Origin of the sequence: Gemmatimonas sp. (assembly GCF_031426495.1) — a bacterium.
GTDB lineage: Bacteria > Gemmatimonadota > Gemmatimonadetes > Gemmatimonadales > Gemmatimonadaceae > Gemmatimonas.
In genome coordinates, this window is record NZ_JANPLK010000037.1 from 1 (window position 1) to 16,471 (window position 16,471).

Below are 16,471 nucleotides of genomic sequence, written 5' to 3' on the forward strand. Positions count from 1 at the left end.
AACGCCAGCGTTCAACGACTCTGACCCCTTGAACGGACCCCTTGAACGACTTGAACGGCTTGACCCTTCGAAGGAATTCAGCGCCGCAGATTGATGCGCCAATCGTATTCCGTATCCACCCACGTGAAGCGTCCGCTGCGCACCAGCTCCTGTTCTGGACCCGCCGGGAGATACTTCGCCCAGAAGGCGCCGACCCCCTGCAGTGTTCCGCCAAAATCCTCGCGATACCACGTGAAGATCGGAGACCCGTATACGGTGCCGCTCTTCACGACCACGCGATTCTTGGCAGACTGCGCGAGAAACTGGCGCGCCTGATCGTCGAGCTGCGCATCCAGACGCGCCGCCTCGTACGCTTCACTGCGCAGCGGCGGACACCCCATGGCCGCGCACACCAGCGCCACGTGAATGCGTGGATCCTTGAACTGCTTGCGGATGATCTCATGCTCCACGTCGTCGAGTGTGAGCGTGCGTCGGTCGGCTTTCACGATTGGCTCGGCCCACGGGCTCCTGAGCGTGACGCCCAATACCTTGTTGATGTCGCGGATCGAGGTGCGTTCTTTCCGGCTGTTCAGCAACTGGATGGTGTTCGCATTGTACACGTTGATCCAATACGCGAGTTGCTCGTCTCGCGGAAGCGTTGCCACTGATGCCCGACCAAGCTGCGCCAGGTAGGCCGTGAACCGCGCGTCGCGCTGAAAGGCGTTGTAGTCCACCATGCCGTTCGTTACGTAGTCGGCAAGCATGGCGTTCCACGCGCGATGATCGACGACGGACGCCGGTGCACTCGTGACGGCGGCAACCGCCTGCGCGGGTAACACGCGCGGTACGGTGGCGGTGACCAGTGAGAGCAACAATACGCTGATCCATCCGGCGCGCTTCGCCAGCGCCGGCGCATACGACAACGCGAGCAGCAACACGCCGGCGATGGCGACGCGAATGAAGGCCGTCTGACGCGCGCCGTCAGTGCCGGCGAGGAGTGAATCGGCGAAATACGTATACACACTCGTTCCGGGAAGAATGCCGATGGCCGTCGCGGCGACATAGTGCGTGAGGCGCACTCCAGCGAGGCCGGCACCGAAGTTGAGGGCGTTGAACGGGACGACGGGAATCAGTCGCAAGCGCAGCATCGTCAGGAACGCCCCATCACCCAGGATGCGATCAAGTGTGCCGGCGCGAGCGCCAAGCAGCCGCCGTAGCGCATCGCCACCCAAGGCGCGCGCGAGCAGGAAGGCGCCGGTGGCACCGAGTGTCGCCCCAAGCCAGGTCAGAGCGATACCAGCCGCCACGCCGAAGATGGCGCCGCCGGCGAGCGTGAGCGGTAAGGCGGGAAGTCCGATCGTGGTGACCACCACGTAGGCCGCCACGAAGATCGCTGCTGCGAAGGGCACCGCACGCGCATCGCGAATCGTCGTCCCGATCCGCTCCGGACTGATGTAGGAATCGAATCCAAGCGCGCGCGCCAGGTACCACAGTGCAACGAGGATGACACCGAACATCACCAGCCGAATCCATGCCCCGGCTCTCGGGGCAGCTCGTACATCACTCATTGCTCCGCACCGGTCGACGTCAATAGCGACGTGATGATACCCGTCGCAAAAATCAGGGGGATACCATACATCGCCCACGGCCAGGTGTAGCCGCCCGCTTCACCGACCACGAGATAGCAGCCCGTGCCCCACACGACGCCAACCAGCATGCTCGCCCATGCACCAGCGGTGGTGGCCCGCTTCCAATGAAAGCCGGCGAGGAGCGCAAACGACAGTGCTGCTACCGGGATGTTGGCGAGAATAAGCCGGTCGAGAATCTGGTCGACGAGAAAGGTCGCGCCGAGCCAGCTGCTGACGGCGAAGCCGATCAGCAGAAGGCGCTGCGACGACACCGTGGCGAGCTGCGGGCCGCCGAAGTCGGCGGCGATCATGGTGGCCATGGCACTCCATACACCGGCCAGCGTCGTAAGCGCCGCGCCGAACAGCACCGCGTAGGCGAAGCCGCGCAGCCCCACCGGCAACCACACGAGCACCATCGTCGGTACGGCGAGTTGGGCGTCGGCCAACAGCGGTTGCGACGCGCGCAGATGTGCCGCCGCCAGCACGACGGCGCCATACAGCAGGAACACCAGCACGGCGCTGATGCCGACCGCGCGAAATGCCACCGACGTACTGCGTGCCGCGAAGATCTTCTGCCCGTACCACGGCGCGGCGATGTAGGTGAAGCAGGTGATAACCATCAGCGTGGAGACGAACCGCATCGGCAGCGCGGCATTGTTCCACTGCGCTACCGGGTTCAACGACAACTGGCTCGACGGGAACACCGATGAGAGTCCACCAGAGAGGGCGCTCTGCTTCATGCCCAACACCAACAACAAGGGCAACAGGATGATCGTGGCCACAAACGCCACGACATCGGCCCGCACAATCGAAACCAGTCCGCCCGGGAGCACCGCCACCAGCACAACCATGGAAAGCACCGCCGACAAAGCCGGTACCGGCAACCACGCTGGCGCGAGGGGCGTAAAAAGCAGTGTGAGCGACTTGACGTAGGTGGCGGTGAAGCCGGTCATCGCGAGCAACAGCAGCAGCGATGCGGTGCGCCCGACGCCCTTCGAGTAGCGGACGGCGAACAGCTCGGCAACCGACAGGCGGTCGAACCGCTTCCAGGCGCGCGCCACGGTGATGGTATAGAACAGCAACCCCACGAGAAACACCGCGGGCAGGGCGAGCGCCATCGGGCCCGCCCCGTAGCCAGCCGCCGCGAAGGCGAGCAGAGTACTGGTGTTGAACTCGGTCATCACCAGGGTGGCCACCAGCGGGAATAGTGCCAGATCCCGGGAGGCCACCGTGAAGGACGTGGCCGACACAGACCGGCGCCATCCGGCGCCAGCCAGCAGGAGGAGCAAGGCCACAAACGTCGCGATATCGAGCGGACTGACGGCCATTCGTGTTGGTTGGAGAGCAGGAAAGCGGAACGCAGCAGGAGGAATCTGACTTAGTACGCCAGTCGTAACAGGTCAGACCTGAACGCCACCCATGGGAGTTGTGATGAACGGATTATCAGTCGTCGCGCGGACGCGACGGTGGTTGTCGGCCGTGCTGTACTTCACCGTCGTGATGATCGCCCCCCGCACGGCGTGGGGACAGGCGTCCACCGCGACGATCGAGGGGACGGTGCGCAGTCAGCCGGGAGCGCCGCTGGCCGGCGCGGAGGCGACCGGGCAGGGTATTCGCGCCGTCACCGACGCCGAAGGCCGGTTTCGCCTCGTGGTTGTGGGCGGATCACCGATCGTACTGACGGTGGTGGCCCGCGGCTACTCGCCGACGCGTGTCCCGGTAGGACCACTCGTCGCCGGCAGCGTGAAGTCGGTGTCGGTGGTGCTCACGTCGCTCGCGACACTGGATGCCGTGTCGGTCGTGGCCCCCCGTGTGCGGCCGCTCCTGAACACTGGCAATGCCGTCACGGGTGGGTCGATCGAATCGCGCGAACTGACGTCGCTGCCCACCGATGCGCGCGACCCCATCGCGCTGCTGTACAACATTCCCGGTATCGCCCAGGCGACGGGGTTCTTCGGCGACGCACCACGGCTGTCGTTCAATGGTGGCAACTCGCTGTACTCGCAGAACCTGCTCGATGGGCTCGACAACAATGAAGGCTTCCTCGGCGGTCCTCGGGTGGAGGTGCCGCTCGGCGCCATCGCGCGCATCGACGCCTTGGTCAACACCTACTCTACGCCACTCGGTCGCAGTCCTGACGGGATCGTCGACATCACCTCGGCGGCCGGTCGCGCCACGTTGGCCGGCGATCTGTTCCTGTATCAGCGGCCAGGTCGCCCGCTCGACGCCCGCGTCCCGGTCACGTTTGGTGCCGAACCGAATGCGCTGGCCCGCCGGCAAGAGGGCTTTCAGCGCGTGCAGGCTGGTGGATCGTTGCGTGGCGCGATCAACCCGGCGCGCACCTTCTTTGCCACCGCCGCCGAGTATACGCGCGAGCAGGAAGATCGCATCGGGTCCACCGCGCAGGCGCAATTTCTGGGCACGGAAACACGGCAGACGTGGAAGGGATATGGCCGGCTCGATCATGGCTGGTCGCCTACGCAGACCACCACCCTGCGTCTCGCGGCGAGCGCGGTGGATCGCGCTGGTGACGGCAGCGGTGTGCTCACGCCGGAAGCGGATATCACCACGCGCCGCATCGGCTCGTTGTCGGCGCTGATTCACCGTAGTGCGCTGCGCGACGGCCGTGCGTCGAATACGGCGAGTGTGCAGTTCGGTACCTTTCGGTGGTATTTCCCACCGGCACGCAGCGACTTTTCACGACCACAGGTCACCGTGCTCGCGCCCGATCTTTCCACGCAAGCGATTGTCGGCTCCAGCAACTTTGTATTCGATGAGACGGAACGGCAGTGGCAGGTGCGCGACGTCTTCGAGGCCGAGGTCGGCGAAGGTCATACACTGCGCGTGGGTGGTGATGTCATCGCGGGCGCGTTCCGCCTCGCGGCCGCCAGCACGAACCCCAACGGGTCGTATGTCGTGTTCAACGACGGCAACATTTCGCCGCAGGCGGGACGTCCGCTCTCGATCTCCGATATTCCGGCCAATGCGCGCGTGCAGTCGTACACGATCGATGCGCGCCCACAGCAGGTGAACCTGTCGCAGGCACTGTACAGCGCCTTCGTGGAAGACACGTGGCGCCCGACGCCGTCACTCACCGTGGTGGGCGGCCTTCGCTGGGACTACGATGATCTCACGTCGCGCGGCGAAAGCGATCCCGATCTCGACAACGTGCAGCCGCGCGTCTCGTTCAACTGGTCGCGGACGGGGCACGATGTGATTCGCGGTGGCGTGGGTCGCTACGCCGGCAAGCTGCCGTATGCGATCTATTCCGATGCCATACAGCTCGGGGCCTCCGGCAACGCCGTGCTGACGTTCAGTGGGGCGAGTGCGCCCGCGTTCGGTGCCGGCCCGCTGCCAGCGAACATTCCCAACGCGAATGTGCAGTCGGTGCCGCGCGAAATCTTCCGCACCTTTGCCCTCGGTCTCGAACAGCCGATGAGTTGGCAGACCACGCTGGGCTACCAGCGCCAGTTCGGCCGCGCGTGGGCCCTGAGTGCGGATCTGGTGTGGAGCGAGACGCAGAACCTGCCATGGATGGCCGATCTCAATCCGCTGGCGCGTCGACTCACCGTTGCCGACTCCGTACCGCGCACCTGCACGAGCGCGTTCTCGTGTCCCGGTGACGCGTCGCGGCCAAACAACCCGGCGACGTCCGGCTACCGGCGCGTGTCTACCGCGCAAAGTGGTGGATCGGCGCGCTACGTGGCGATGTACGTCGCGGCCCGTCGCGCTTTGACCGAGCACTGGCAACTCGATGCCAACTGGGTCTGGTCACGCGCGCAGAACAACACCGAGGACATCAACTTCTCTGCCACACAGGGCAACTGTTTCGACACGGATCGCATCGATGCCGTGACCGGTGCCGCGTGCACCAGTGATGAATGGGCCGATGCCAACAATGACCGTCGACATCGCGTGACGGTACGTTCCGTGTACGAGTCACCGCGCGGGTTCACAGTGAGCATGATCGGCGACGCGCAAACCGGTGTGCCGCTCAACCGCTTGGCCGGCGCGGTGAGCAGTGGCGGACTCGCACGGTACGACCTGTTGGGCTCGGGGCCGATTCGCGGAAACGGCTTCATTGGCAATGCCGACCGCTTCTTCGGCGTGGCGCGCAATGCCGAACGGTTGCCGGGCTTCGTGACCATCGGTGCCAGCGCCGCCTATCGCCCGCGCCTCAAGGCGTTGCGCGGCGTCGAGCTGCGGGCCGACGTGTTCAACCTGCTCAATACGTTGGCATGGGGCGGGTATGCGAATGGCATCGGTGGCGGCGGAAGTCGCACGCAGTTCGGCCGACCGGGCGACCCGGTGTACCTGTTCTCCGCCGCGCCGCCGCGTCAGTTCCAGTTTTCGGCCCGCTACCTCTTCGGCGATCGTGGCGCGCTCTGACCGACCCGCCGCGTGGCGCGTTAGCTTCGTGGCATGATCGACGAACCGTTTCGGCAATGGCTGGCGCGTCGCTGGAGTGCGCCGGCGGTGGCGCTGCATCGGGCAGGCATCACGGCCAACCAAGTCAGCGTGGTGGCGGCGGTCCTTGGTCTTACCGCCGCAGCGCTGGTGGCCGTGCAGTTGCCGGTGTTCGGCATCGTGCTCTGGCTCGTGAGCCGATTGCTGGACGGCTACGACGGCATGCTCGCGCGACTTGCGGCGAGCGCGTCGCTGTACGGGGGCTATCTCGATATTACGCTCGATATGCTTGCGTATTCCGCGATGGCGATCGCCTTCGCCATCGCGATGCCAGCCGACGTCGTGCTGTGGATGGTGGTGCTATTGGGCTACGTGCTGGCCATTACCACCACGCTCGCGCTGTCATCGCTCGCCGAGCGCGCCAACCGGACGCTCGAGGGAAACCGATCAATCCAATTCACGCGTGCGCTGGCCGAGGGCGGCGAAACCACCGCGGTGTACGTGGTGATTGCACTCGCCCCGTCGGTCAGTCGATACGTGTTGGTAGTCTGGATCGCGTTGCTTTCCATCACGGCCATTCAGCGCACGGCGCTCGCCCGACGGCTGTTGTCGTAGGGCGTCGGCTTCACGCAGCGCGCTCGGGCTACACCCTCAGGCTGCGCCCTCAGGGTGCGCCGTCAGCCTGCTCGCGGAAGTCATTGGCTTCATGGCCGGCCGTGCGGCCGGTGTTCGAGGAACCGGGGCGCGTGAACGGCGTGCCGGTGGCATCCTGCGAGGGCTGGTGCGCGGCATTGGCGCGGGACTGCGGCTGACGGTCGAATCGCATGAACATCGGGTGCTCCTGAAACGACGAAGGCCCCTCCGTGGGAAGGGCCTTGGCAGTGCTGACCAGGTCGCCCATCCCGTGAGAACTCGGGAGGGGCGGCGGTTGCGTCACATGGCGGCGACGACGAGGCCTCTCTCCCGGGTGCGTACAACTAGCACCGACGTAACGAGAATCGTTACGTCGGCGGGAATAAGGCTGATAAGTCGCGAAACTGCCGTGTGGGGCGCGGTCATGTTTGTCAGTATCGGCTCGGCGTGCGAAAACCGCAAGCTATTTCTTCTTGGTCGTCACCTTGATGACACCATTGACTCCGGCGTCGCCATAGAGCGACTTCGCGGCCTCGCCCTTCATGACCTCGACAGTCTCGATCGATTCGGGTGACAGCGAATTGAGCACCGAGGATTCCACCGTTTTGCCGTCTACGATGAGGAGACCGGCGAACGGCTTTTTGGGCGTTGCCGCCATCTCAACCACCCTCGCCGGTGCGCCGTTGACGACGGCCGACGGCAACGCGCCCTTCGTGCTGATGCGGATCTCTTGGGCCGTGCCTCCGCGGACGTTCACGGTCGCGATCTTCTCGGCTGAAAGCGCATTGGCTTCGGCGCGGCTGACCTGCTTGCCGTCCACGACATAGACCACGCTCAAGGTGTCGAGCTTCGTCAATTGCGAGATGCGGCGCTCAACAAGCTTTACGTCCATGTTTTGCATCTCGGCGGCTGTGGGCAGCTGTGATTCACAGGCGGCAAGAAGTGCGACGGTGGCGAGCAGGCCGCTGACGAGGCGACGGGAGCGAATGAACTGCGACGGTCGTGAGGTCATGGTGATCAGTCTCCGTTCGAGATGTGATGCGTGGTAGGAAAAGGCGGGGCTGGTGAGCGCCAGCGGGGAGCGGGCGATGCCGCCGTGCATGAACTGTGGGATGTGCGAAGAGAGTTCGATCAGGAGCTGGCCGTACTGCCGCGGTGAGGCGCCGGTGCCGAGTACGCGACGATCACAATCGAGTTCGATGGCGAGGCGAAGCCGGGCGAGGGCGAACCACGCGACTGGATTCCACGGCATGAGGGCGATGGCACCGCAGGCCGCGAGCAGCAGCGCCGGATCACCGGCGGCGATATGCGACTGCTCATGCGCCACCACCAGCCGCTGCTCGTGTGGCGTGCGTGCGAGCAGCCACGCGGGAACCGCGATACGAGGCGACCGCACACCGATCACGGCGGGACCGAGCGCTTCAGTCACGCTCACGACCACGCCGTCGATGTGGTGCAACGTGGCGCGCTGCAGTTCCGCACGATGACGACGGTAGCTCACACCGAACGCGACGAGCACGAGCGCCGAAGAGAGCGGCCACGCGTACGTGACGGCCTGTTGTGCGGCGGCGGGTGCACGATCGACGGCGCCGCCGATGCTGGTGGTGGCCCACGACACGGGAGCGGAAACCACCTGACTGACGCGACGGGTCATCGCGGCGACGACGGCGCGCGCATCAATGCCATTGGACGCACTGGCCCGGGGCGTCGGCGTTCCGACGGCGGCGAGCGTGCGCGTCTCAGGTGTCGCGCGCGGCATCGTTCGCAACGGGGCCACGAGCACGAGCAACGATGAGGCGAACAAGGCGCCGCCCCAGATCATGCGCACCGGCAACGCGCGACCGGCGAGCCGCTGCAACACCAGCGCCGCCGCGGCGAGGAGCGTGCTGACCACAATCGCCTGCGTCATCCAGCCGATGATCAGCGATGGCGTCATGCGTCGTCTCCGAGGCGCTCATCGAGCAGCGCCCGCATGCGCTCGAGCTCTTCGCGGCCGAGCTGCTTGTCCGACACGAGCTGGGTAAACATGCGCTCGGCCGACCCCTGGAAGATGGCGTCCTTGATGCGGGTCAGGGCACTCCGACCGGCCCGTTCAGCGGCGACCGCCGGGAAGTAGCGGTAGGCGCGCCCCTCGGGCTCGTGGCGCACGTAGCCTTTGTCCTCGAGAGTCTGGAGGGCCGAGAGGACGGAGGTATACGCGAGGTCCTCCTCCATGGCGTCGCGGACATCAGCCACGGTCGCGGAGCCGAGTCGCCAAAGGACACTCATGACGGCAAGCTCGCGAGGGGGGAAATGGACGTCAGTCATTGCGGAGGGGGGCTGCGGGGAAATCAGTACTGGTTAGGCAGTAGTATGAGGAGGGGAGGGGGGATTGTCAACTGGTTTCTCCGTAGGTGGGGCATTGGGGCGGGGGCCGTGGGCTTTGGGATATGGGCTGTGGGCTGTGGGCTGTGGGCTATCGGCTTTGGGCTTTGGGCTATGGGCTATGGGCTGTGGGCTATGGCTATGGGCTATGGGCGGTGAGAAGAGAACGCGCGCGTCGTTCTGGTCACGCGCATTTCTCGGGATGTGCTACACTCGGCGGCATGCAAGACTTCAGAAACCTTCGAGTGTGGCACGAGGCAATCGCCTTCGCCGTCGCGATTGACCGCGCTATCGCCAAAGCGGCGAGAGGGCGCGCGAACCTTAAGCATCAACTCCAGTCGTCGGCGGAGTCGATCCATGCGAACATCGCCGAAGGGTCGGGGCAGAGAACCGATCCGCAGTTCGCGCGGTATCTCTCCGTTGCATTAGGCTCGACGACCGAAGCGACAAGTCATCTGATGCTCGCCCGCGAAATACACGTGATCGCGAGTAGCACGGCCGACGAGCTACTCGCGCAAACCGGACGCATCCGCGGCATGCTGATCAATCTCATCAAACGCTTGGACACCTGAAATCTGACTTTTGCAGAAGCCCACAGCCCACAGCCCACAGCCCACCGCCCACCGCCCACCGCCCACCGCCCAAAGCCCAAAGCCCACCGCCCAAAGCTCAAAGCTCAAAGCCCAAAGCCCAAAGCCCAAAGCCCAAAGCCCATAGCCCATAGCCCCCCATCACACCGTACAAACCTCCACTGCCTCCCGTAACGACTTCATCCCCTCCCGCTTCGGCAAGAACTCATGCGCGAGTACCCCTTCGTATCCCGTGCCCGCAATGAACTCCGCGATCCCGCGATAGTTCAGCTCTTGTCCACCATCAATCTCATTTCTGCCCGGCACCCCTGCCGTGTGGAAATGCGCAATCCAGGGCAGGTTCGCCTTGATCGTGGCGATCACGTCGCCTTCCATCACCTGCATGTGGTAGATGTCGTACAGCAGGCGGAAGCTCAGTGAGTTCACCCCTTTTGCCACTTCGACGGCCCATGCCGTGTGATCGGCATGATAGTCCTTGTGATCGACCTTGCTGTTCAGCATCTCCATGCACAGCACGACCCCATGTTGCTCGGCGGTCGGCATGAGGCGCTTGAGACCCGTGATGCAGTTCGCGATGCCTTCGCCGTCGGACAGGCCGCCGCGGTTACCGCTGAACACCACGATCTTCCGGACCCCTGCCGCCGCGGCCTTCGGGATCATCGCCTCCCCGTCCGCCACCAGCTTGTCGTGCTGATTCAGCCGGTTGAAGCCCACCGGAATCGCGCCGAAGCTGTTGCCCATCGTACACTGCAAGCCGTACTGCTTCGGCACCGCCCACTCGGTATCGCCGAGGAGATCGACGCCCATCAGGCCCATGTTCTTCGCTGACGCGCACAGATCATTGATGGGCGTGCGCGCGAAGCACCAGCGCGCCACGGATTGATTGAGACGACCGGCCCGCACAGCAACGGCGTCCATCCGCCCCGCAGTCGAGACAGGTGATGCGGCACCGAGCGGCGAGGTGGAGACGGTCACGGCGGCGGCGCCGAGGGCCAGCAGGGCGTCGCGGCGCGAGAGATCGGACGGCGTCGGCATTACAGGCTTCTCCGCTTCAGTTCACCGACGGCATGCGCGACGGCGCGCGCCGTGAGCGCCATGTACGTGATCGACGGATTCTGACAGGCGCTGCTCGACATCGCGGCGCCATCGGTGATGAAGAGGTTGGGCACGTCCCACGCCTGATTCCAGCCATTCAGCACGCCCTCCTTGGCGGTCGTGGACATCCGCGCGCCGCCCATCTCATGAATGCAATGGCCGGGTGGATGCATCGTGCGATTCGGGCGCACGTTGATCGCGCCGGCGGCCTCGAGAATCTCGACCGCGCTCGCCGAGACGTCCTTGTTCATGGCGATCTCATTCTCGCGCCAGCGCACGTCGATGCGGGCGGCGGGAATGCCCCACTTGTCCTTCGTGGTCCCGTCGAGCGTGATGCGATTATCGGCGTGCGGCAGGGTTTCGCCCCAACCGCCGATGTTGATGCCCCACGGTCCGAGGTCGTCGATCAGCGACTGCTTGAACGCCGCGCCGTAGCCGGCCATGCCGCTGCCGCGTCCCCATCCGGAACGACTCGAGCCGCCCTGCATGCCGTAGCCGCGCAGGAAGTCCGCACTCTTCGTGTTCACGTTGCGGAAGCGCGCGACGTAGATGCCGTTCGGGCGACGGCCGATCGTGCGCTTGTCGAGATAGCCGGGCATCGTGCCCGCGGCGCCGGAGCCGTAGTGATGATCCATCACGTAGCGTCCGAGCGTGCCGCTGGAGTTGGCCAGACCATCAGGCCAGCGCGTGCTGGTGGAGTTCAGCAACAGTCGCACCGATTCGATGGTGGACGCACAGAGGAACACCACCTTCGCCTCGTACACGGTTTCCTGATTGGTACGCGCATCGATCACGCGCACGCCGCGTGCGCGACCACGCTTGGCGTCGTACAGGACTTCGGCCACGACGCTGTGCGGGCGCAGCGTGAGACGCCCCGTCTTCTGGGCGGCGGGCAACGTGCTACCGATGCTGTTGAAGTACGAGTGCGTCACGCAGCCGCGCTCGCACGGTCCGCAGTAGTGACACGCCGCGCGGCCGTTGTGATTCTGCGTGAGAATCGCCGCGCGACCGATGGTCATGACGCGCTCGCCGTTGAACGCTTTCAAAATGCGTTCACGCGCAACCTGTTCGACGACGGTCATCTGCATCGGCGGCAGGAACTCGCCGTCGGGCAGATGGGCCAATCCTTCCTTGGCGCCCGTCACGCCAATGAAGCGCTCTACGTGCGAGTACCAGGGCGCGATGTCCTTGTAGCGAATGGGCCAGTCGGTACCGTGTCCGTCCTTTGCATTCGCCTCGAAGTCGAGGTCACTCCAGCGATACACCTGACGGCCCCACATGATCGAACGACCACCCACCTGACGTCCGCGGAACCACTTGAACGGCGCATCGTCTGGCGCAACGTACGGATTGTCGTGGTCGTTCACGAAGAACTTGCGGCCCGTCTCGTCGCAGGCGTAGCACTGCCGCTGCACCGGCTGCTCCTTCTCCAGCGCCGTGCGATCGCCCCATCCGCGATACTTCATCGCATACGGCTGGATATGCTCCACGAAGTCCTTGCCGCCGAAGTCCACCGGGCCGCCCGCTTCCAGCACGAGGGTGGCGAGTCCGCGTTCGGTCAGTTCTTTGGCCGCCCATCCGCCGCTGATCCCCGAGCCCACCACGATGGCGTCGAAGACGCGACGCTGCGGTTGGGCATCCATGGTCAGGTCTTCACTCATCACGGCCTCCGTTGCGGGCGGGCATATCCGCGGCACCGTCGAAGCGACCCGGCATGATTTCGGTTTTCAGTACGTCGCGCTGCACGCGCTCGCTCGTGAAATAGCCGTGAATCACCAGCCCCTTCACGCGCGAGTAGCCGCGCGCTGCGGGGGCGTTGCGGTCGTATGGCGTGTCGAGGGCATTCATCACCAGGGTGAGCGTGTCGCCCGTGATCGCGGCAAATGGCTGGCCGGCAATCGCCCGTGCCTGCGCATCGATCGCGTCGAGTCCCGTCGTCAACGCGCGGCGGTCGGCGTCGGTGTAGTAGTCCGCTGCAATGACGACGATCCATGCCATCACACCCACATCGGTCGCACTCGGCGTCTCGGTGCGGGGAATGATCGCGTCGGCGAGCGCGGAAAGGGTGGCTCGCTGCGCGGTGCTGAACAGCGCCGGCTGAGCGGCGGACGGCATGGCCGCCGGTGCCGCGTCGGCGAGGGCTTTGGCCCAGGCCGCGAGGGCCTCGCGGGGCAGCAGCGTGAGGGCGGCCGCAGTCGCGGCGGCTTTCAGGAGTTCACGGCGTTGCATGCGTGATCACAATGACAGTCAGGGAGGCGATCAACCTCCCCGACTGCAGTCCGGCGGCCGCGGGAGGTGCTACTGCACTTGGATGTACAGCGGCGCAGGCCACAGGCGCAAGATGGCTTCGCGCGTCGTCGGCGGTTTGTCGTTCTTCGCCTTCGTAAACTGTTTCCAGCCGGTGAACTGAACCGGCTCACGCTTGATGTCGCGATAGTAGGTGTCGCGCTTCAGCCACGGAGCACCAAAGCCGTCCATGTGCATCACGACCTGCACCTTCGGGTCGAGCTTGACGTTCCGCGCGTTGGTCACGCCCTTCGGCGTGAAGCGATGCACCACCAGAATCTTGGGCGGCAACTTGTGCTTGTCCACCAGGTTCGCGAGAAATCGAATGGCGTAGTTGATGTCGGCCGCGTCGTAAGTGCCGATGCGACGACCCGGCACCGCGCCACTCGCCTTCATCGAAAACTCGGGATCGATGCCGAGGTGCACGTCGGGGCGCATCAAGAACTTCTCGATCCACGGCAGTTCCTGCTGCAGCGTGCTCTGGCCGACCTGCAGATCGACGAACAGCAGCGCGTTCTTCGACTTCGCCCAGCCGTACACCTTCTCGATCAGTGCGCTGTCCATACGCGTGCGATACTTGCCGCTGGGGCCCGGGTCGGGATTGGCGACCATGGCGATGAGGTGCAACGCGGGTTGCACCGGATGCGCCGGATCGAGCCGTGTCCATTCCGCTGCATCCGCCACGAGCTTGGCCAACATCTCGTTGGTTTCGAACTCCCCGAGAATGCCCATGCGCTTCGATAGCGGGTTGCCGTAGTACGCCAGCACGCGCTTGGCCGGCATGATCGATCCCGGCAGCGGGGCCGCTGTTTTTACGGGCCACAGTGAGTCGGCGTCACTGCCGTTGCCCTTGAAGGCAAGGTGACGATCGCCCGACTGCGGACCGAGCGCCCCCTGTGCTTTGGGTTTCGGCTTGGGCGTCGGCTTGGGCGTCGGCGTCGCGGCAGGCTTCGCCACCGTCTGCGCCATCGCCAGGACTGGCGTCAGCGAGCTACCAATGGCGATGGCGGCGACCAGTACGCGCGAGAACGATTGACGGGAGAACATGAATATTGAGCGAGTCGGCACGGAGGCGTGATGATTGGGCACAGGTGGCGTCAAGAGCGGCCACGAGCGCAGTGTAACGGCGATTTCGCAACGAACCAAGGGTACACTCGTCGCGTGCGACACTCAGCGCGACGCGCTGATCTTCTTCTTGACCTTGATGGGACGGTCGACCGCCAGCGCCAGCGTACCGGCGGCTTCGGCCCGCACCACGAGCCAGCGCGGATGGACCAGCACGTCCAGCAGCCTGCCCGTACGCACGGTGCCGGACAACTCGACGCCGCTGGTTAGATCACGATTCAACGCACCCTCCACCTTGGTTCGCGTCTCCTCGAGAATGGTGTCGAGCGGGAAGCGGGCCTGTTTGCGCAGCTGCGCCACCATGTCACCCTTGCGGAGCCACGCGAGGCCCTGCACGAGCGCGTTGCTGGTGGAGACGTCGAAGTCCAGATCGGGAACGATCAGCGCGCGTGTGGCCTGATCGAGTTGCGGCGTGCCAACCAGGTACGCCGTACCGTCAATGTCCCCGCTCACGCGCACCGCGAGCACGACCCGGCCGTCGTCGAGCGGGGAGACCGCAATCGAGTCGAGGCGGACCGAGCGGCCGAAGCGGCGGAACTTCCGGCCGATCAGCTCGCGCGACAACGTCGACGACGCCACGTCGTATGGGAGAAGGCCCTCGATGCGTATGCGGGCGCTGTCGCCGACCTCCTTGAGCGCGGGCGACAACGGCGGCAACGGCGACGTGGGCTCGATCGGCTGAGGACCGGCCACCAGACGCGGATGCGCATAGAGACGGATCGTGGCCACCAGCGCGCTATCCTGCAGCGAGAATTCGCCGAGTCGGAGTTGCTCCGGCGACAATTCGAGCCAGAGGCTGTCGCGCACACGAATGGGCCGTTGCAGCATACCGTACCATTTCTCGACGCGCTTGCGCACGTCGAACGCGGCGATCTTGCGATCGAGGGCGGGCAGCTTCGACGCCAATAGCGGTCGAACGGCGCGAATGACTTGATCAGTGACATCGATCTTGAGGAACGTCACCAGGCATGCGTCGCGCACATCGCTCGACGACGCACGCAGCGACGCGACACGTGAGCGCGACTCGAGGATCCACTCCGGATTGAGTCCGATGTCGGTGGATAGCACGACGTTGAGTCGTGGAGGAGAGCCGTCGGTGCCACACGATGCGCTGAGCGTGGGCCCGATCACGGGTTTGTACCACCCACGGCCAGTGTACGAGACCGTGGTGGTCAACGTGAGCTTCTGGCCGTCGAACTTCACGGCGAACGGCGTGCGCGTGGCCGCGAAGGCCACCTGCTGTCGCTTATTGCCCGGAATTTGCACGCGCTTGTCCAGATCGCCGAAGCGCGTCGGCACCGCTTGCTCGAGCGCCGTGAGTGCGGGCTCGAGTGCGTAGCTGATCGGCGCATCGACAATCGACACCGGCATCGATGGCAATTCCGGAATGTTGCGCATTCCCGGTCGAGAGGTGGGGGCGGATGGCGTGAGTGATTCGCTGCGGCACGCGCTGAGGGCGCACGTCGAGAGCAGGGCCACTCCCCACAGGAGATCAGTTTGCTTCATGTACGAAAGGTACAGGCATGTTTCCTCTTGCACGGCAGAGGCCGCACGATAGTTTGGCGCGCATGCATATCGATCTGACACAGCGTATCGCGGTAGTGACCGGCGGCGCAAACGGCATTGGACGCGCCACGGCGCGCCGTCTCGCACAAAGTGGCGCGCACGTCGCCATCTGGGATCGCGTCGCCGCCGTGGGTGAGGCGGCTGCAGCTGAGCTTGCCGATGAGGGACTGAATATCGTGTTCGTCGAGGCGGACGTGACGCGGCGTGTCAGCGTCGATGCGGCGGTCGCGGCGACGGTGGCACACTTCGGCGGGATTGACATCTTGATCAACAACGCCGGCGTCACGCGCGACGCCCAGTTGGTAAAGATCAAGGACGGTGCCGTGACCGGAGGCATGACGGACGACGAGTTCGATGCCGTCATCGCCGTGAATCTCAAGGGCGTATACACGTGCACGCAGGCCGTGGTCCCCGAACTGCTGAAACGTGGCGGGGGCCGCATTGTGAACGCGTCGTCCGTGGTGGCGCTCAATGGCAACTTCGGGCAGACGAACTACGTCGCGACGAAGGCGGGCGTGATCGGGATGACGCAGGTCTGGGCCCGCGAGCTCGGGAAACGGAACATCACCGTCAACGCGATCGCGCCGGGGTTCATCGCCACCGAGATGACGGCTAGAATGCCGTCGTCGTCGCTCGAGGCCATGCAGGCCCACACGCCAGCGGGTCGCCTCGGCTCACCCGAGGACGTTGCCAACGCCTACTGTTTCCTGGCGTCCGATTTCGCCGCGTTCATCAATGGTGCGGTGCTGACCGTGGATGGCGGACTGGTGATCGGCACCTGACGGTGGATCACGCCCG

Annotated in this window: 14 protein-coding genes; 4 read left to right on the top strand and 10 right to left on the bottom strand. The window is 65.0% G+C overall.

Features of this window, described 5'->3' with window-relative positions:
* Positions 1-77: 77 nt before the first annotated feature.
* On the bottom strand, positions 78-1,547 hold the full coding sequence (locus tag RMP10_RS08860) for a DUF547 domain-containing protein (RefSeq protein WP_310569980.1): 1,470 nt from the start codon (positions 1,545-1,547) through the stop codon (positions 78-80).
* Positions 1,544-2,935, bottom strand: a complete 1,392-nt coding sequence (locus tag RMP10_RS08865) for a hypothetical protein (RefSeq protein WP_310569981.1) — start codon at positions 2,933-2,935, stop codon at positions 1,544-1,546. The genes RMP10_RS08860 and RMP10_RS08865 overlap by 4 nt, the downstream gene beginning before the upstream one ends.
* A gap of 103 nt (positions 2,936-3,038) precedes the next feature.
* Here RMP10_RS08865 and RMP10_RS08870 point away from each other — a divergent pair, with 103 nt between their 5' ends.
* Both RMP10_RS08870 and RMP10_RS08875 read left to right on the top strand, forming a co-directional pair.
* A complete protein-coding gene (locus RMP10_RS08870) occupies positions 3,039-5,996 on the top strand; it encodes a hypothetical protein (RefSeq protein WP_310569982.1) in 2,958 nt (985 codons plus the stop codon).
* 33 nt (positions 5,997-6,029) lie between these two features.
* Positions 6,030-6,629: a CDP-alcohol phosphatidyltransferase family protein gene (locus tag RMP10_RS08875; RefSeq protein ID WP_309672805.1), complete on the top strand. Its 600-nt coding sequence runs from the start codon at positions 6,030-6,032 to the stop codon at positions 6,627-6,629.
* 49 nt (positions 6,630-6,678) lie between these two features.
* Here RMP10_RS08875 and RMP10_RS08880 read toward each other — a convergent pair whose 3' ends face one another.
* The 3 genes from RMP10_RS08880 to RMP10_RS08890 form a co-directional block, all read right to left on the bottom strand.
* The gene (locus RMP10_RS08880) at positions 6,679-6,915 is read right to left on the bottom strand and encodes a hypothetical protein (RefSeq protein ID WP_310569983.1); all 237 of its coding nucleotides are present in this window, start codon (positions 6,913-6,915) and stop codon (positions 6,679-6,681) included.
* A 195-nt stretch (positions 6,916-7,110) separates the two neighbouring features.
* A complete protein-coding gene (locus tag RMP10_RS08885) occupies positions 7,111-8,583 on the bottom strand; it encodes a M56 family metallopeptidase (RefSeq protein ID WP_310569984.1) in 1,473 nt (490 codons plus the stop codon).
* On the bottom strand, positions 8,580-8,954 hold the full coding sequence (locus tag RMP10_RS08890; RefSeq protein ID WP_171224114.1) for a BlaI/MecI/CopY family transcriptional regulator: 375 nt from the start codon (positions 8,952-8,954) through the stop codon (positions 8,580-8,582). Before RMP10_RS08890 ends, RMP10_RS08885 begins: the two co-directional genes overlap by 4 nt.
* Positions 8,955-9,232: 278 nt before the next feature.
* Here RMP10_RS08890 and RMP10_RS08895 point away from each other — a divergent pair, with 278 nt between their 5' ends.
* Complete coding sequence (locus RMP10_RS08895) at positions 9,233-9,583, top strand: four helix bundle protein (RefSeq protein ID WP_310569985.1); 351 nt, start codon at positions 9,233-9,235, stop codon at positions 9,581-9,583.
* Positions 9,584-9,742: 159 nt separating this feature from the next.
* Here the strand turns inward: RMP10_RS08895 and RMP10_RS08900 are convergent, their stop codons facing one another.
* The 5 genes from RMP10_RS08900 to RMP10_RS08920 all read right to left on the bottom strand — a co-directional run bounded on the left by RMP10_RS08900 (position 9,743) and on the right by RMP10_RS08920 (position 15,613).
* Complete coding sequence (locus tag RMP10_RS08900) at positions 9,743-10,636, bottom strand: TIM barrel protein (RefSeq protein WP_310569986.1); 894 nt, start codon at positions 10,634-10,636, stop codon at positions 9,743-9,745.
* On the bottom strand, positions 10,636-12,357 hold the full coding sequence (locus RMP10_RS08905; RefSeq protein ID WP_310569987.1) for a GMC family oxidoreductase: 1,722 nt from the start codon (positions 12,355-12,357) through the stop codon (positions 10,636-10,638). The genes RMP10_RS08900 and RMP10_RS08905 overlap by 1 nt, the downstream gene beginning before the upstream one ends.
* Entirely contained in the window at positions 12,350-12,925 is a 576-nt protein-coding gene (locus tag RMP10_RS08910; protein WP_310569988.1) for a gluconate 2-dehydrogenase subunit 3 family protein, read from the bottom strand. Before RMP10_RS08910 ends, RMP10_RS08905 begins: the two co-directional genes overlap by 8 nt.
* 69 nt (positions 12,926-12,994) lie before the next feature.
* On the bottom strand, positions 12,995-14,029 hold the full coding sequence (locus RMP10_RS08915; RefSeq protein ID WP_310569989.1) for a hypothetical protein: 1,035 nt from the start codon (positions 14,027-14,029) through the stop codon (positions 12,995-12,997).
* 123 nt (positions 14,030-14,152) lie between these two features.
* Positions 14,153-15,613, bottom strand: coding sequence for a DUF4403 family protein (locus RMP10_RS08920; RefSeq protein WP_310569990.1), 1,461 nt, complete (start codon positions 15,611-15,613; stop codon positions 14,153-14,155).
* A 62-nt stretch (positions 15,614-15,675) separates the two neighbouring features.
* On the opposite strand from RMP10_RS08920, the gene fabG reads away from it, so the two are divergent.
* Positions 15,676-16,455 (top strand): 3-oxoacyl-ACP reductase FabG, encoded by a 780-nt coding sequence (fabG, locus tag RMP10_RS08925; RefSeq protein WP_310569991.1) that lies wholly within the window; start codon positions 15,676-15,678, stop codon positions 16,453-16,455.
* Positions 16,456-16,471 lie beyond the last annotated feature (16 nt).

Excerpts from the sequence above, each read along its gene's own strand:
- RMP10_RS08875 (WP_309672805.1), top strand. The coding sequence starts at position 6,030 with ATGATCGACGAACCGTTTCGGCAATGGCTGGCGCGTCGCTGGAGTGCG.
- fabG (WP_310569991.1), top strand. The coding sequence starts at position 15,676 with ATGCATATCGATCTGACACAGCGTATCGCGGTAGTGACCGGCGGCGCA.
- RMP10_RS08885 (WP_310569984.1), bottom strand. The coding sequence starts at position 8,583 with ATGACGCCATCGCTGATCATCGGCTGGATGACGCAGGCGATTGTGGTC.
- RMP10_RS08865 (WP_310569981.1), bottom strand. The coding sequence starts at position 2,935 with ATGGCCGTCAGTCCGCTCGATATCGCGACGTTTGTGGCCTTGCTCCTC.
- RMP10_RS08905 (WP_310569987.1), bottom strand. The coding sequence starts at position 12,357 with ATGAGTGAAGACCTGACCATGGATGCCCAACCGCAGCGTCGCGTCTTC.
- RMP10_RS08890 (WP_171224114.1), bottom strand. The coding sequence starts at position 8,954 with ATGACTGACGTCCATTTCCCCCCTCGCGAGCTTGCCGTCATGAGTGTC.
- RMP10_RS08920 (WP_310569990.1), bottom strand. The coding sequence starts at position 15,613 with ATGAAGCAAACTGATCTCCTGTGGGGAGTGGCCCTGCTCTCGACGTGC.
- RMP10_RS08910 (WP_310569988.1), bottom strand. The coding sequence starts at position 12,925 with ATGCAACGCCGTGAACTCCTGAAAGCCGCCGCGACTGCGGCCGCCCTC.
- RMP10_RS08900 (WP_310569986.1), bottom strand. The coding sequence starts at position 10,636 with ATGCCGACGCCGTCCGATCTCTCGCGCCGCGACGCCCTGCTGGCCCTC.
- RMP10_RS08870 (WP_310569982.1), top strand. The coding sequence starts at position 3,039 with ATGAACGGATTATCAGTCGTCGCGCGGACGCGACGGTGGTTGTCGGCC.
- RMP10_RS08880 (WP_310569983.1), bottom strand. The coding sequence starts at position 6,915 with ATGGGCGACCTGGTCAGCACTGCCAAGGCCCTTCCCACGGAGGGGCCT.
- RMP10_RS08915 (WP_310569989.1), bottom strand. The coding sequence starts at position 14,029 with ATGTTCTCCCGTCAATCGTTCTCGCGCGTACTGGTCGCCGCCATCGCC.
- RMP10_RS08895 (WP_310569985.1), top strand. The coding sequence starts at position 9,233 with ATGCAAGACTTCAGAAACCTTCGAGTGTGGCACGAGGCAATCGCCTTC.
- RMP10_RS08860 (WP_310569980.1), bottom strand. The coding sequence starts at position 1,547 with ATGAGTGATGTACGAGCTGCCCCGAGAGCCGGGGCATGGATTCGGCTG.